Genomic DNA, 14,293 nt, shown 5'->3' with positions numbered 1-14,293 from the left:
GCCTTTCGCGCACCCTCTGTATAAAGGGCCTATAGCTCAGTTGGTTAGAGCAGGGGACTCATAATCCCTTGGTCGCAGGTTCAAGTCCTGCTGGGCCCACCAATGAAATCAGCGTCTTACGAATTTTACCTGGTGAGTCCCATAGTCCAAGGGTACAGTTTCGGTACAGTCCCGATCCTTCAGCCCCCTGGAGACTTTCATGGCCACCATCGTCAAGACCCCTGCCGGTAGCTGGAAAGCCGTCATCCGAAAGACCGGCTGGCCCACCACCGCCAAGACCTTCCGAACCAAACGAGACGCCCAGGACTGGGCACGCCGCACCGAAGACGAAATGGTGCGTGGTGTTTATATCCAGCGCAGCGCTTCGGAGCGCATGACGCTCGAAGCCGCGCTCAAGCGCTACCTGGCCGACGTCACACCCACCAAGAAGCCCAGCACCCAAAAGAGCGAGCGCCACAAGGCCAGCACGCTGATCGAGCACTTGGGCAAGTATTCGCTTGCGGCCCTGACGCCGGAGTTGATCGCCAATTTCCGTGACACCCGCCTGAACAGCATTGGCCATCGTGGGCAGCCCATCAGCGCCAATACCGTGCGGCTGGAGCTCGCCCTGCTTGGCCATCTCTACACCGTGGCCATCCAGGAGTGGGGGCTGGGCCTGACCTACAACCCCGTTCAGAACATCCGCAAGCCCAGCCCTGGAGAAGGGCGCGACCGGCGCTTGAGCGCCAACGAGGAGAAGCGCCTGTTCGACGTGCTACGGCAGCACAGTAATCCCATGCTGGCCTGGATCGCCAGAATCGCCCTGGAGACGGGCATGCGCTCCTCAGAGATCCTGACCCTCACACGCTCTCAGGTCGACGTGAAACGCCGTGTAGTGCGTCTCACCGACACCAAGAACAACGAAGCTCGCTTGGTGCCGCTGACCCAGGCCGCTAATGAGGTGTTCAAGCAAGCGCTGAACAATCCGGTGCGCCCGCTCGACTGCGACCTGGTGTTCTTCGGCGAGCCTGGAAAGGACGGCAAGCGCGGCCCCTATGCCTACACCAAGCTCTGGAACCACGCGAAGAAGCAGGCAGGGCTCGATGACTTCCGCTTTCACGACTTACGCCATGAGGCCGTCAGTCGTCTAGTTGAGGCGGGTCTATCCGATCAGGAGGTCGCCGCGATCAGTGGTCACAAGTCCATGCAGATGCTGAGGCGGTATACGCATCTGAGAGCAGAGGATCTGGTCGAAAAGCTTGACGGAATAAGATACGGTCGATCATTCTAATACCCCTTGTATAATATTATTATTCATTTTTAATCGATACAGAGGGTGTGATGTCTGGTCAGGGTGGTTGTGAGTTTCCAGAGACGTCGAAAAAACGCCCGGTGGTAGCAACCATCGCAGTTCTGTTAAAAGATGGTAAAGTACTTTTAGTACGTCGCTCTAACCCACCAGATGCGGGTCGATGGGGTTTCCCTGGTGGAAAAATTGAGCGAGGAGAAACAATTGAAGAGGCTGCTCTGAGAGAGCTTTACGAGGAAACAAGTGTTACCGCCAACGTGCATAGGGTGTTCAATGCTGTCGACGTATTAGACTTTGATAAAAGTGGTGAGCTTGAATATCATTTTGTGCTTGTGGCTGTACTCTGTGTATGGGTCTCAGGTGAGCCTTTCGCGGGTGATGATGCACTAGATGCTTGCTTTTTTGAAATTGATGATGTGAACCAAAAAAGTCTGGCTATTAGCTTAGATGTTGAGAAAGTGGCAAGGCAAGCTATGGTAATTTACGAAAATGAGCTGGTTTAGGAAGGATGGTTTTAATTTCTAATTCTTCTAAAGAAGCTGTTTTGGAAACACCGTATGGTGTATTCATACCTAAGGAGTAGGGTGGCTGTATGGATAATGAGTATGGGTCACTAGCCTCTTGGGTTTATCATGTGGATAAACCCATTGGTCGAACTTTTGGAGATGTTGAGTTTTATCTGTCATGCCTCAAGGATACTAGTGGTCCAGTTTTAGAGCCTGCAGTTGGTAATGGAAGGTTTCTTATACCATTGCTTGAGGCTGGTCATATAGTTCATGGCTTTGATGCTTCTCCTCATATGTTGGATATCTGCAAGAAAGAAATTTCTAGCAGAAACCTAATAGATAATGTCAGCGAGCAAAGCTTTGAAGGCTTTGTCTACAGCGAGAAGTTTTCTGCTGTAGTGATACCAGCAGGTTCCATTCAGTTAATTAAGTCTCCTGTTGCTTGCCTAGAGTTCCTTAAGCAGTTGAAAAATTGCTTGTCAGAGGGTGGCAAGATTATTGTGGATATAGACTCATTGGTTTGTATGGTTGACTCTGGACCTGAGGCGCGCATGTGGAATATAGGCGCCGATATGCTGACCTTAACCGAAACAAGGGTGAAGACAAGCTATTTACATCAGACCACGGTTTCTCAATTGAAATATGAGCACTGGAACTCAGGAAGCTTGGTTTCTTCTGAACTGGAGGTTTTTTCTCTTCGCTTTTGGGGTGTTTTTGAATTCAGAAGCTTGTTGCATGAAGCTGGCTTTAAGGATGTGTCTATTACGATTGACTATGAACGCCCGTTCTCAGTGATTGATAGTGATGCAGCTTTAGGAGAAGTGATTACATTTGAAGCTTCGTCGTAAGTGGATCAATGAGCCCTGGAGTTCCCAGGGGTCTAGCAAAGAAAAAGTCTTTATTTCTATATTCTTGGTCTGATGTCTATGTATAGCCTTAACATGTCTTTATGCTGTATGCCGTTTTCGAAGATCGGTTCTGCGTAGTTATTTATAAAATAGTTTTTTATAACAGACTCCACTCGAAAGCCAATGCGATGATAATAAGTTAGCTGGTAGCCAAATGCACCTGTTCCTAGCTCTACTCGATGGATGCTTTTTTCAAGTAGTTTTTTTAAAGTAAAAGTTAACAGGTTAGTGCCAATGCCTTTTTTTTGGTGCTGAGGATGTACGGAAATGTTGAATATTTCAGCTGTGTTGTCTCTAATAAGTTTTACGACACAAGCGCCGATGATTTCGCCTTTGTCTTGAGCTGCGTAACACCATGAATTTTTTAAATATGAGGTAATAATTTTTTCTGAAGGGTCGGCCTCAAGCAAAATCTGGATAGGTGCTTCTTTAGTATTTATTTCTAAGTATTTCATTTTTAACCTAGGTGTCGTCCCGTGTGATTAATCACCCGCTTGGTAAATAACTCAGGACGTTTGACCTGCCATTCCTTTATCGCTGCGATCGGTGACTGATGGTGTAGCGCCTTCTGCGGGATATGGTGATTGTACAGCCAAGCGTAGCGCTTGAGCGTCTGTTCCAAATTCACACCTGCTATGACTCGGACATCAATCAGCGCCAGATCAGCAGGGCTGGGCATCAATAACTTCACGATCAGCCGTGAACTGCGCCGCAACGCCACCGCCAGCGGCTTCGACCCCGAATAGGCACAGGCCCGTAGTGATCACCGGCGGTGCACCGCCTGGAAGTGGGCGAGGCGCTTGCCCAGTATGTTCGCCGACGTCTTCGACCGGCTGCCTGAGGAGTGGAGCCCGAGGCAGATCGGCGGATTCATGTTACCTTAACCGGTGTAGGCGTCAGACACCAGTGGATCTACTCTTTGATCTGGGGTGACAAGGCCTGCGGTGGCGATCTCTGGCAGCACTTCCGCCAATCCAAGCGGCGAAGCAAGCACCTTGCCCAGGCCAAGAGCGCAGTGTTTCGCAAGATCCTCAACCGCGTAGGCATCGAGAATCGCACGGCCGAGCTTGATGACAGGCTCTTCATCAGTCAATGGAAGGGTGACACCGTGACCCTGAGGCACAAGCAATCGGGCCCGGTCAGGTTGGAAGAGCGGCGTAGTGGCTACCTGCTGGCAGCACGGCTGCCAAATTCAGCGGAGCTGACGCAGGCGGCTGTGGTCTGATTGTTGAATCCACGTCTGGCAGCTGGTTAGACCATCGCTATGGCTCGGAATTCTCCGGCTACGAAGCCGTGGCTAAGGTGGTGACGGCGACTATGTACTTCTGTGATCCCTACTGCTCCGGGCAACGTGGGACTAACGAGAACACCAATGACCTGATACGGAACTACTTCCCCAAGTGAAAGAACTTCCGCCAGGTCACTGATGCCAAGCTGCGCCAAGTGATCAAGAAGCTGAATGACTGTCCTGAAAAGGGCTCGGCTATCGGACACCGGCACAGGTATTCCTGGGGAATGCTCTGGAGCCCTGGATACCGCAGATGCTGCGCTTATTGCTTAAAATTCAGGGAATACTCCGACGACACAATGTACTGCTAGGTTGACTCACCAGACCCCATAGCCTGGGAGTGATGCAGTGTATGTGGGAATGGCACGTTGCGGAAAGCGTGCAGCTCACCAACGTGATCTGCTCGACCACTGTAGGCAGGACCCACTTTGGCGCGGCATCGGAACCGATGAGGCGTTTAGTAGGCTTGGTAGGCCGCTAAGCTGGTATCGTATCCCTTGGTGGGTTTTATAGTATGGCAAAGTGTTTCCGTGACACGATATACGGCCTAGGTGGGTCGATAGACTGAATCGAGCGCATGCGGCGCGCCATAAGCATAATGGCCCGATTTTCAGTAGAGAGATGGCAGTGACGATAGGTCGTGGCAGCGCCATGTTGGGTCGGTTGGTTGCTACGCTTGGGCGTTGTGGCAGCCATCCTCGTGGCATGGTTGGAATTTTTTTGTATAAAAATACTAATGGATTAACATGTGTGAATGTTGCCTTTATATATTGGATGTGTGAAATGAATGCGAGAATTAAGCAGTTTTGCTTCGGTAAGCCCGAAGAGTCACTGACGTTAGAGCGTGTTCCATTGAGGGATCTTGAGAAAGATAAAGTCCGAGTCAGGGTCGAGGCGGCAAATATTAATCCAAGCGATCTTTTATCTATTTATGGTGTTGGGCAATATAGGCGCTTTCATAAGCCCCCTAGAGTTCCTGGTTTTGAAGCCGCTGGTAAGGTTGTAGAATCCAATCATCCAGGTTATTCAGCGGGCCAAAGAGTGCTATTGGCTGCGAGTGGTGCATGGCAGGAGTATATAGACGCATTACCGGATAATATTTTTCATATCCCTCAAGATCTGGAAAGTGGTTATGCATGTCAGTTGTATATTAACTCTTTAACAGCCTGGGCTATGACAACCGAGGTTGCGAATCTTTCGGAAAGAGATGTTGTGATTATTAATGCTGGTCGCTCAGCAATAGGCAAGATATTTTCTCAATTATCATCTTCGCTGGGATACACAGTTATTGTCATCACATCAAGTCCTGAAAACTATCCATATCAATCGAACTATGTGTTGAGTTCAAGTGATGACTTTTGTCGTGAGATTGTGAGTATGGGTTTGCCTAGACCCAACATCGCATTTGACGCTATTGGTGGTGGAGAGGGAGAAAAGCTACTTTTCACCCTGTGTGATAAAGGTAGGTTTATAAACTATGGTACTCTTTCTTTAAGTTTTTATGGTTCTAGATTTTTTGAATGTTTGAGAGATCGGCAGATAGATTTTAGAACCTTCTTCTTACGTCATTGGGAGAGCTCGATTGGAAAAGATTCTCGGCGTGAAAATTTCAAAAAAATGCTGGATCATTTTATGGTTCATAAGGTGAGCCTTGACGTTGATAGGTATGTCCCGTTTGAAGAGTTTAAATTTGCCATGAATATTGCCGAGCTAAGATCAAAGTCTTTGTTCGGCAAGCTGGTTTTTACACCTGATTAGTTTTCAGTACGCAATCTTTATTTTATAGTTGCTGTGAATAAAATAATCTTTTTTTCTATAGGACGCAGAGTAAGCAAGCCGTGCGGCTCCGAGGAGCTTGATTGTTTCGGTCCTCTTGGGAACATGGCGACAGACGGATAGAGCGAAGCGGAGACTAGTCATCGCTGGCCGTCACCTCGACGAACTATAAGCGGCGGCGCAAGATCGCCGTGGCGCACATATGGGTGATGCCGCCGACGAAGCAGATCAAGGTGAAGGCGCCGGTGATCCCATGCGCCATCTCCCAGATAAAGCCAATCAGGGAGACGCCAACTACTGCATAGTAGGCGATCGCCACGGCACGCTGCTGGATCAGCGCATGGCGTTCATCTAGTGGTGGATCCTGACTGAGTACCTGGACGGTCTCGAAGCGTTGGCCATGGCGCATTACTGTCGCGTAGGCAAGCATGATCGCGAGCATCGCCACACCCTGGCCGGGAGCATCCGCCACCAGCCACGAGACCAGGAACATGGCCACTCCCAGGGCCACGCCAACCAGCGGCACGGCTATCGGCCGTCGTTGGACAGGGGAAGGGGTGGAAGAGTCAGGTCTCGGATCGGTCATCGAATACCTCCTCAACAGGTTTGCCGAAGAACCTTGCCAACTTCAGTGCCAGGGGTAACGAGGGCACGTAGCGGCCGACTTCGATGGAGTTGATGGTGTTGCGTGACACGCCCAGCGTATCGGCCAGATCAGCCTGGGTCAGGCCTTGTGCCTTGCGCAGCACGCGAATCCGATTTTTCATATGACAAACATGCTTGTCATTTCGAGTGATGTCAACTTGGCTGAGGTTGCTGGTAGGGCATGACTCCATGGGGCTCTATGCCCGGTCGACAGGCTCACGACATTGCAAGCCATATCATCGGCGTGCTCCCTCTCGCCGGGCCTTCCAACACGCGTGGGCCACGCTTCGGAGCCACCGCCACGGCCGGCCGTCGATGGATACCAACCCGAGGCCGATCAGCCCCATGCCGGTCAGATGGCGCCACTCCAGCCGCTCGCCCAGCACGACTATCCCCAGCAGAATGGCGCTGGCCGGGATCAGAAACGTGACCAGCAACAGGTTCGTCGCCCCCGCGCTCGCCAGCAGGCGGAAGTAGATCAGGTACGCCAGGGCGGTCGAGAACAGGGCCAGGCCGACCACCGCCGACCAGGTGGCCGGCCCCGGCCAGGGCGCTTGCCAGAAGCGCTCCACCCCCAGGGCCAAGGGCATCAGCACCAGCGCCGAGGCCGTGACCTGGCCACAGGCGGCCACCAGGGGCGAACAGCCCAGCCGGCGAAAGCGACGCCCGAAGACCCCGGCAAAGGCATAAGAGAGGGCGCCGGCCAGCACCGCCAGCTGTGCCCATGAGTGGCTGGCGGTACCCGCGTGAACCTCGCTGCCCAGCATGTACACCACACCGGCGAAGCCGATGGCCACGCCCAGGAGGCGGCCTGGGGTGAGAGGCTCGTCGCGGGTGAGGACGTGCGCCACGATGAGGGTGAAAAAAGGCGTGGTGGCGTTGAGAATCGATGCCAAGCCACTGGCGATATGCCCCTGTCCCCAGGCGATCAGGCTGAAGGGAATCATGTTGTTGAGCAGGCCCATGCCGAAGAAGGCGGCCCATAGCCCCGGGTCGAGTGGCATGCGCTGGCCCCGCAGGAGAATCCAGGCGTTCAGCGCCACGGCGGCCAGGCCCACTCGCAGGGCCACGATGGTGAGTGGCCCGAGGTCCTCGACGGCCACCCCCACGAAAAAGAACGAGCCGCCCCACAGCATCGACAAGCTCAGCAATAACGCCCACTCCATGGGCCCCATGGTTCGATCGATCGTCTTCATCGCGACTACTCCGGTCGGGGAAACCCTAGCAGCCTAGGTCAGAGAAGCGATGAGGGAACTTCGCTTCTTGCCCTGGAACTCGACGAGAAGGTCGTGCGACTCACTGTCTTGTAGGGGCCCTCCACTGACGGTCGCTATCGGCGTGGTAGAGTGGCAGAGGGTCGAGGCCGTCACGCGAGCAAGCCTCGCCACCCAGCGCGCGTGAGTTCGCTTTGAAAGCAAGAGGCGGAGTGTGCCAGTCGCCGTCGGGGCGCATCCTGCACTCATGGAGATTGCCGCAGCCTCTGCAGGAGCCCGCCATGAACGAGACATCCGACGATTCCCTCCTACGCTTCGATTCCGATGAGGCAAAATGGGCCGCGGTACTGGCCCGCGACGCCGCCGCGGACGATGCCTTCGTCTATGCTGTGCGCACCACCGGGATCTATTGTCGCCCCACCTGCCCATCGCGCCGGCCGCGCCGTGAAAACGCTGAGTTCCATGCCGATGCGGCCGCCGCCGAGGAGGCGGGGTACCGGCCCTGCCAGCGCTGTCGTCCCCAGGAGGCCACCTCCTTGCCCCAGCAGCACGCCCAGCTCGTCGCCAGGGCCTGCCGCTTTATCGAACACGGCGAAGCACTGCCATCGCTCGACGAACTGGCCCGGGTGGCGGGGTTGAGTCGGTTCCATTTCCATCGTGTCTTCAAGTCGGTCACCGGTCTCACGCCCAGGGCCTACGCGACCGCTTGCCGGGCGGATCGTGTGCGCCAGGCACTGACGCAGCAAGAGACGGTCACTGATGCGATCTATGAGGCGGGCTTCAATTCCAGCGGACGCTTCTATGCCGGTGCCGAACGCATGCTGGGCATGACCCCCAAGCGGTACCGCGAGGGAGGCAAGGGCATGGAGATTCAGTTCGCCCTGGGAGAATGCTCGCTGGGCACGATACTGGTGGCGTCCAGCGAAAAGGGCATCTGTGCCATCTCCCTGGGCAGCGATCCGGAGCGGCTGTTGCAGGCGTTCCAGGAGCAGTTCGCCAACGCCCACCTGATCCCCGGGGGCAAGCGCTTCGACGCCTGGGTGGCCAAGGTGGTGGCGTTCGTCGAGGCGCCGGGGGTCGGACTGTCACTGCCGCTGGATATTCGTGGGACCGCTTTTCAGCAGCGCGTCTGGCAGGCGCTGACCGAGATACCCGTCGGCAGCACGATCAGCTATGCGGCGTTGGCGGAGCGGATCGGCTCTCCCAAGGCGGTGCGTGCCGTGGCGAGGGCCTGCGCCTCCAACCCCCTCGCGCTTGCCATTCCCTGCCACCGGGTCGTGCGCAGCGACGGGGCGCTCTCCGGCTACCGCTGGGGCGTGGAGAGAAAGCGTACCTTGCTAAGGCGAGAAGCAGCACGTGGAGAAGCCACCAAGTTAACGGGGAAAGAGGTGGGGAGAAGCGATGAGTCAATATAAGGAACATGTGGTTAGTGAAAATTTATTAGGGTAATCCGAATACGCGAGTTTTATGGCCCTCTCATCCAGATGTGGCTGCCTCATATGCGGTTCCTGTTCGTCGGGCCAGGAGCTTGCCTGCAGCTTCCCTCCAAATTCCGCCTCGCGACGGACACCCTTGCTGTTCAGCTAACGATTCCCATTATCAGGGTCCGTAGGGGACTTTCACCCCCAGGTCATCCAGCCAACCATCACTGCACCGGATAGCGCCTAATCGGCGCTGCGAGCCGCGCTTGGCGCACTATGAATGGTAGGTTGTAATGCCAACCTACCAATGGTATACTTACCATTAGTAGGTTTAGAATGAGCTCATATCGTAAACCGCTATATCCCTCTAAACAAAAGAGGTTTCTCTGCCATTTTTTGTTGAGTGAGTTGAACGATGAAACCGGTGAATCTTGAAACGGCAGATGATCTGGCCACGCCTATCTTGAAGGAGTTCCAGGAGCGCTATGGGATGGTCCCGAATTTCTACGGGGCCCTGGGTATCGATGGGGCGAGCCTGAAAGGCTACCTAGCATTCGAGGAGGCGATCGAGGAGCGCTGTCTGTTGAGTGAGCGGCAGCGAGAGCTGATCTCCCTGGCCGTGGCCAACCGCAACGGCTGCCATTATTGTGTCAGTGGGCATACCTTTTCGGCCCGAAAGCTGGGCATGAGCAAGGAGGAGTGCCGTGCCGCACAGGGTGGCGAGGCCAGTGCCCCCCTGGATCAGGCAATGCTCGATCTGGCCCTCGACGTGATGGAAAATAATGGCGCTTGCCCCCCTGAGCGGAAAGATAGCTGCAGGGCTCTGGGCATGAGTGATGCCCTGATCATGCAGATAGTGGCCTGGGCAGGAATTAACAATTTCAGCAACTGGGTCAACAATCTGGTTCAACCCAAGATCGACTTCCCGAAAGTTGAGCTGATTTCCGAACCCTGAGTAAGCGAAGCGACAATGCGAAAGAGACTTTCCAAGGATGAGCGACGACAGCAACTGTTGGATCTGTCTCTGGTGATTCTCGAGCGCGATGGAGCGGATGCTCTCACTCTGGCCACACTCGCCAAGGAAGCGGGCGTGACCAAGCCCGTGGCCTATGACCACTTCCAAAGTCGGGCCAACCTGCTCTATCAGTTATACGCTCGGTTCGACCAGCGACTGGTTGATGTGACCCGGCAGCGGGTCGCCGGCCAGGCACGCTCGCTCCAGGAGCGAGTGCATCATGTCGTGGCACTTTATTTTGACTGTGTCAGGCAGTGTGGCCCTCAGTACGAAGCCATCGTGTCGGCCTTGATGGCCTATCCCGAGTACAAGGGTATCCGCACCAACATTCGGAATTCCTTCGTACATGTCTATCGGGAGCTCTTCTCGGACCATGATACGGATGGATACCTTGGCTACCGACTGGTGGCGATATTCGGGGCGATCGAGGAGGTGGCGAAAGCCACGATGGAAGATCAGGTTCCCTATGATCAGGCTGTCATGACCCTGGAGCGCCTGATCGTCTCGGCCCTCCAGCGAGATTAGAGGGGAATGTCTAAATCTTCTGATCATATATTGCTGAATATATCCAATATGGAGGGAGTCATGTTTTTCGAGGTCATGGATCGACAACCTTGTTATAGAGGTGAGTGCACTCATTGTCCACCGTTTGGTGAGAGGAAAACCCAACTATGAATATAAGGTTTATTTCTCAAGCCAAAATGAGTAAGACTTATGCAAGGTATAAAGCGAAGAGTGACCTATGTGGTTTTCTATGAGCTGATCACGTTGTTGATTATAAGCACGGCCTTCTCTTTTTTTTCAGGGAAGGATGCTGGGCATAGTACTACGCTAGGTGTTGTGACAGTGATGTTGGCGATAGTCTGGAATACTGTTTACAACACGTTATTTGAGATGTGGGAAAAAACCAGACAGGCCCGTGGAAGAAGTCTTGTCAGGCGAGTTATTCATGCCATAGGGTTTGAGGTAGGGTTCGTTGCCATTACCCTACCCCTATTTGCATGGTGGCTGGAAATGACATTGCTGGATGCTTTCATGCTTGATGCCGGGCTTACTCTGTTTTTTATGTTTTTTACATTCTTCTATAACTGGGCTTTTGATAAAATTTTTGGACTTCCTCTTTCAGCGCAATAACATGACTTATCATATGAGTTGTTCTGATTGATACTGAAAGGAGAAAAGTATATGGCTGGTTTTCAACTTCCTTAGAAGCTCAGGCGGAAGCCTGGCTTTTGAGTAAGCAAAAATGTTAAGTCGGTTTTATCGCCACCAAGCTTAGTGCTTGGTGGCGGTTTAAAATGGTTGTCGAAGTGTGGGGTTGTTATATGGATGCGATCTATGATTCGAAGCTAGGTCCCCCTCTTGCTATCTATGTAAGAGGATTTAGGACTTGGTGGTGTCATCCAGCGCGATCTTTGTCCAGCTGCTAAAATAGCCTCGGAGCTTAAATAGTGACTTGGAAACAGCCTGGGGAGAAACTCCAAGTTGATCTGCTATCTTTTTCTGTGAAAAGCCAGCCGCATAAAGCTTGAGTATCTTGATCCTTCTTTCGGTGAGTTTAGCATGTGCGAGTGCGTAAGCCTTCTTGCGTATGGCTTCCTGCTGTTTTAAATCGGATGATAAATTCAGCTCCTTCTCTCCACCCAGTGCGATAAGCCACTCCTCAAAGTCTTTCCGGTATCGATGATCATTACGATACGCGGAGGGGTTGGAGCTTGGATTATGAAATTCGCAATACCTTGCGTTCCTCATCTCGGCTTCTTCGCCATTTGAATAGCGGTCATAAGCAATGTTGAAACGCCAACAAAGTTCGCAGAAAGGCTTCTCGATAAGATTTATTTCAGCGGCTATGGACTCGGATGGTGTACGACTCTTAATAAATAAGAGAACCTCCATCAAGCAGTCGATTTCGGCTTGATCCTGTGGGGTCAGCCTGGCTTGTCGAGAAAGCAGCTTGAACGTCTTGATTAAATTATTGCAGCCAGTGTGCTTCACATGCTGTGAAAAAGGTTTTTCCTGGTTAAAACCTGGAAGCATGCGCCTGATTGATATACTTGCCGCGTCATCGAAGTGTTTGGCAACCAAGGATAATAGGCTGTAGCGCCTTGAGCGAAGGGTATGGGAAGGTGTAATTGAAGCGCTAAAAGCCTCTATGGCAGCAGCCATTTCTGGGGAACAACCCTCGACCGCTAAGGGCTTGTGAATTGGCGAGCTGGAGGTAGCCATACAGCTATCAACCTTTTTGTCATAAAATAGATCTGTCATGCGCACGATCCCACATTAGGCTGAGGATGTCTACCGAAAGAAGGGGTGCGTAACATGAAAGATACGAAGCTTAGCCTGGAAGAGTCGCTTCTGAACAAGTATGGCCCGCTTTTGACGATGCCTCAGCTGGCCGACCTTCTGCACCGAAGCCCCGATGGGCTAAGGATCGCTCTACAGTCACGGCAGCCTTATACGGAGGAGATCAATAAAGCAAAGCTGAAGATAGGCCGCCGTGTCTATTTCCGGGCTTCACAGATAGCCGAGCTGTTGAATAGTGATCGGCTCTGCGGTGATCGGGGGTGACAAATGGCCATTGACCTCATTGAGGCCTTCACTGAACCGCCACCGCCGGTTGATTACGTCCTTCCTAACATGGTTGCAGGAACCGTAGGTGCACTTGTCTCGCCTGGTGGAGCCGGTAAATCCATGCTAATCCTTCAGCTGAGTGCACAGATTGCCGGCGGCCCTGATCTACTGGAAGTGGGTGAGTTGCCCACGGGACCGGTAATCTATTTGCCCGCCGAAGATCCACCCGCGGCTATCCATCACCGGTTACATGCCCTTGGTGCGCAGCTTACACCCGCGCAGAGGCAGGCTGTGGATGATCACCTGCTGATCGAGCCACTGATCGGGAAATGCCCCAACATCATGGCTTTTGACTGGTTCGATGGCCTCAAGCGGGCGGCTGAGGGACGTCGTCTGATGGTCTTGGATACTCTGCGCCGTTTCCATATTGAGGATGAGAACGCCAGCGGTCCCATGGCCCAGGTCATTGGCCGCATGGAGGCCATAGCCGCCGATACTGGCTGTTCCATCGTGTTTTTGCATCATTCCAATAAGGGCGCAGCAATGATGGGCACCGGTGACCAGCAGCAGGCGAGCCGTGGTTCATCGGTGCTGGTCGATAACATCCGGTGGCAATCTTACCTGTCCGGTATGACCCAGGCCGAGGCCAATGAATGGGGCGTTGATGGAGGTCAGCGTGGGTACTTCGTTCGCTATGGCGTCAGCAAGGCGAACTATGGCGCGCCTTTCCAGGAGCGTTGGTTCAGGCGGCATGAAGGCGGCATTCTCAAACCTGCTGCACTTGAGCGACAAAAACGTCCCGCGCCTACGAAGCTCAAGGCCGTAGCAAGGGGCGGCGATGATGACTGGTAACCGCGTTGCCCCGACCAGCACGGCATTGCAGGCTAGAGTAATGATCTATCAGCCTAGCCAGCGTCCCCAGGAACGAGCGGGACAGTGGATGGAAACCGACTTTGGTCGATGCCGAGTCACCGGCAGGCTTGGGCAACGTCACGCCGATATCGTGGAGTCCTTACTCTATGTTGCCGAACGGCGGCGCGAAATCTCAGATGGTGGCGTCGAGCTGCTGGTTGATCCGGCGAAACTGCGCCGGACACTATCAGACCGCCAGTACAGCCACGATCGCATCAAGAAGCTGCTCAGAGATTTGCGAGCTGCCACTGTAGAAATCGTGACGCCAGAGCTGGAGCAGAGTGGTGATAGCATCATCGGGGGTCTGATCGATCACGTTATTCCGTCATCTATGACCCGCCGCGACCCCCTCACGGGCGGTGAGCGGCATTTGTGGCGCGTCCGGCTGGGCATCGCCCTGGTCATGCTGATGGAGAGAGACTTGTCCCTGTACTACCCGCCGGCACCGATTGCCAGGTTGCAATATGGAATAAGCCAGGCGGTTGCTCGGCATGTACTCACCCACAAGAACAACCCAGTGGGCGGCTGGTATCTGGACACGCTGATTCGGGCCGTATGCGGTATTGCTGTGAGCAGCATGAAGGTGCGCAACTATCGGCGGAGAGTAAAAGAGGATGCCGGCGGGTTGACTGAAATCGGCATCGATATAGATGCCACGAGTAGGGTAAGGCGTGTCACAGCGGCCCGATAGCGTGCCACAGCGGCCCGATAGCGTGTCACACCGGCCCGAAAGCGTGTCACAGCGGCCC

Annotated in this window: 17 protein-coding genes, 1 tRNA gene and 1 pseudogene; 13 read left to right on the top strand and 6 right to left on the bottom strand. The window is 53.7% G+C overall.

Features of this window, described 5'->3' with window-relative positions; translation table 11 throughout:
* Window positions 1-25 precede the first annotated feature (25 nt).
* The 4 genes from GRB80_RS12105 (at window position 26) to GRB80_RS12090 (ending at window position 2,642) form a co-directional block, all read left to right on the top strand.
* Window positions 26-102: transfer RNA gene (locus tag GRB80_RS12105), tRNA-Ile, on the top strand.
* A gap of 97 nt (window positions 103-199) precedes the next feature.
* Window positions 200-1,270, top strand: coding sequence for a tyrosine-type recombinase/integrase (locus tag GRB80_RS12100; RefSeq protein ID WP_161423748.1), 1,071 nt, complete (start codon window positions 200-202; stop codon window positions 1,268-1,270).
* A 50-nt stretch (window positions 1,271-1,320) separates the two neighbouring features.
* On the top strand, window positions 1,321-1,791 hold the full coding sequence (locus GRB80_RS12095) for an NUDIX hydrolase (protein WP_161423747.1): 471 nt from the start codon (window positions 1,321-1,323) through the stop codon (window positions 1,789-1,791).
* Window positions 1,792-1,880: 89 nt separating this feature from the next.
* On the top strand, window positions 1,881-2,642 hold the full coding sequence (locus GRB80_RS12090; RefSeq protein WP_161423746.1) for a class I SAM-dependent methyltransferase: 762 nt from the start codon (window positions 1,881-1,883) through the stop codon (window positions 2,640-2,642).
* A 56-nt stretch (window positions 2,643-2,698) separates the two neighbouring features.
* Here the strand turns inward: GRB80_RS12090 and GRB80_RS12085 are convergent, their stop codons facing one another.
* Together GRB80_RS12085 and GRB80_RS16400 are read right to left on the bottom strand one after the other, a co-directional pair.
* Entirely contained in the window at window positions 2,699-3,157 is a 459-nt protein-coding gene (locus GRB80_RS12085) for a GNAT family N-acetyltransferase (RefSeq protein WP_161423745.1), read from the bottom strand.
* Between the two features lie 2 nt (window positions 3,158-3,159).
* Window positions 3,160-3,333, bottom strand: a pseudogene (locus tag GRB80_RS16400) (IS481 family transposase); the annotation flags it as partial.
* Between the two features lie 384 nt (window positions 3,334-3,717).
* Between GRB80_RS16400 and GRB80_RS12080 the strand changes: the two are divergent.
* Both GRB80_RS12080 and GRB80_RS12075 read left to right on the top strand, forming a co-directional pair.
* Window positions 3,718-3,927: a hypothetical protein gene (locus GRB80_RS12080; protein WP_161423744.1), complete on the top strand. Its 210-nt coding sequence runs from the start codon at window positions 3,718-3,720 to the stop codon at window positions 3,925-3,927.
* Window positions 3,928-4,617: 690 nt separating this feature from the next.
* A complete protein-coding gene (locus GRB80_RS12075; RefSeq protein WP_202597218.1) occupies window positions 4,618-5,748 on the top strand; it encodes a zinc-dependent alcohol dehydrogenase family protein in 1,131 nt (376 codons plus the stop codon).
* A 184-nt stretch (window positions 5,749-5,932) separates the two neighbouring features.
* Here the strand turns inward: GRB80_RS12075 and GRB80_RS12070 are convergent, their stop codons facing one another.
* From GRB80_RS12070 to GRB80_RS12060, 3 genes are all read right to left on the bottom strand, one after another.
* Entirely contained in the window at window positions 5,933-6,352 is a 420-nt protein-coding gene (locus GRB80_RS12070) for a hypothetical protein (RefSeq protein WP_161423743.1), read from the bottom strand.
* Window positions 6,333-6,533 (bottom strand): helix-turn-helix transcriptional regulator, encoded by a 201-nt coding sequence (locus GRB80_RS12065; RefSeq protein WP_146802681.1) that lies wholly within the window; start codon window positions 6,531-6,533, stop codon window positions 6,333-6,335. Before GRB80_RS12065 ends, GRB80_RS12070 begins: the two co-directional genes overlap by 20 nt.
* Window positions 6,534-6,647: 114 nt before the next feature.
* Window positions 6,648-7,607: a DMT family transporter gene (locus tag GRB80_RS12060; RefSeq protein WP_161423742.1), complete on the bottom strand. Its 960-nt coding sequence runs from the start codon at window positions 7,605-7,607 to the stop codon at window positions 6,648-6,650.
* A 299-nt stretch (window positions 7,608-7,906) separates the two neighbouring features.
* On the opposite strand from GRB80_RS12060, the gene ada reads away from it, so the two are divergent.
* The 4 genes from ada (at window position 7,907) to GRB80_RS12040 (ending at window position 11,195) form a co-directional block, all read left to right on the top strand.
* On the top strand, window positions 7,907-9,040 hold the full coding sequence (gene ada, locus GRB80_RS12055) for a bifunctional DNA-binding transcriptional regulator/O6-methylguanine-DNA methyltransferase Ada (protein WP_161423741.1): 1,134 nt from the start codon (window positions 7,907-7,909) through the stop codon (window positions 9,038-9,040).
* Between the two features lie 421 nt (window positions 9,041-9,461).
* Window positions 9,462-10,001, top strand: a complete 540-nt coding sequence (locus GRB80_RS12050) for a carboxymuconolactone decarboxylase family protein (protein WP_161423740.1) — start codon at window positions 9,462-9,464, stop codon at window positions 9,999-10,001.
* Window positions 10,002-10,016: 15 nt separating this feature from the next.
* Complete coding sequence (locus GRB80_RS12045) at window positions 10,017-10,586, top strand: TetR/AcrR family transcriptional regulator (protein WP_161423739.1); 570 nt, start codon at window positions 10,017-10,019, stop codon at window positions 10,584-10,586.
* Window positions 10,587-10,775: 189 nt separating this feature from the next.
* Window positions 10,776-11,195: a PACE efflux transporter gene (locus tag GRB80_RS12040; RefSeq protein ID WP_161423738.1), complete on the top strand. Its 420-nt coding sequence runs from the start codon at window positions 10,776-10,778 to the stop codon at window positions 11,193-11,195.
* Between the two features lie 249 nt (window positions 11,196-11,444).
* On the opposite strand, the gene GRB80_RS12035 is transcribed toward GRB80_RS12040, so the two are convergent.
* Complete coding sequence (locus tag GRB80_RS12035) at window positions 11,445-12,326, bottom strand: helix-turn-helix domain-containing protein (protein WP_161423737.1); 882 nt, start codon at window positions 12,324-12,326, stop codon at window positions 11,445-11,447.
* A 54-nt stretch (window positions 12,327-12,380) separates the two neighbouring features.
* Between GRB80_RS12035 and GRB80_RS12030 the strand changes: the two genes are divergently transcribed.
* The 3 genes from GRB80_RS12030 (at window position 12,381) to GRB80_RS12020 (ending at window position 14,235) form a co-directional block, all read left to right on the top strand.
* The gene (locus GRB80_RS12030; RefSeq protein ID WP_146802649.1) at window positions 12,381-12,629 is read left to right on the top strand and encodes a DNA-binding protein; all 249 of its coding nucleotides are present in this window, start codon (window positions 12,381-12,383) and stop codon (window positions 12,627-12,629) included.
* A gap of 3 nt (window positions 12,630-12,632) precedes the next feature.
* Window positions 12,633-13,484 carry a helicase RepA family protein gene (locus tag GRB80_RS12025; protein WP_161423736.1) on the top strand — a complete coding sequence of 284 codons (852 nt, stop codon included), beginning with the start codon at window positions 12,633-12,635 and terminating at the stop codon, window positions 13,482-13,484.
* Window positions 13,485-13,572: 88 nt separating this feature from the next.
* Entirely contained in the window at window positions 13,573-14,235 is a 663-nt protein-coding gene (locus tag GRB80_RS12020) for an ABC transporter ATPase (RefSeq protein WP_237561988.1), read from the top strand.
* Window positions 14,236-14,293: the final 58 nt, after the last annotated feature.

The organism is Halomonas icarae, assembly GCF_009901955.1.
GTDB classification, from domain to species: domain Bacteria; phylum Pseudomonadota; class Gammaproteobacteria; order Pseudomonadales; family Halomonadaceae; genus Halomonas; species Halomonas icarae.
Note: the sequence above shows the minus strand (reverse complement) of the source record. Positions and strands in the feature narration are given on the sequence as shown.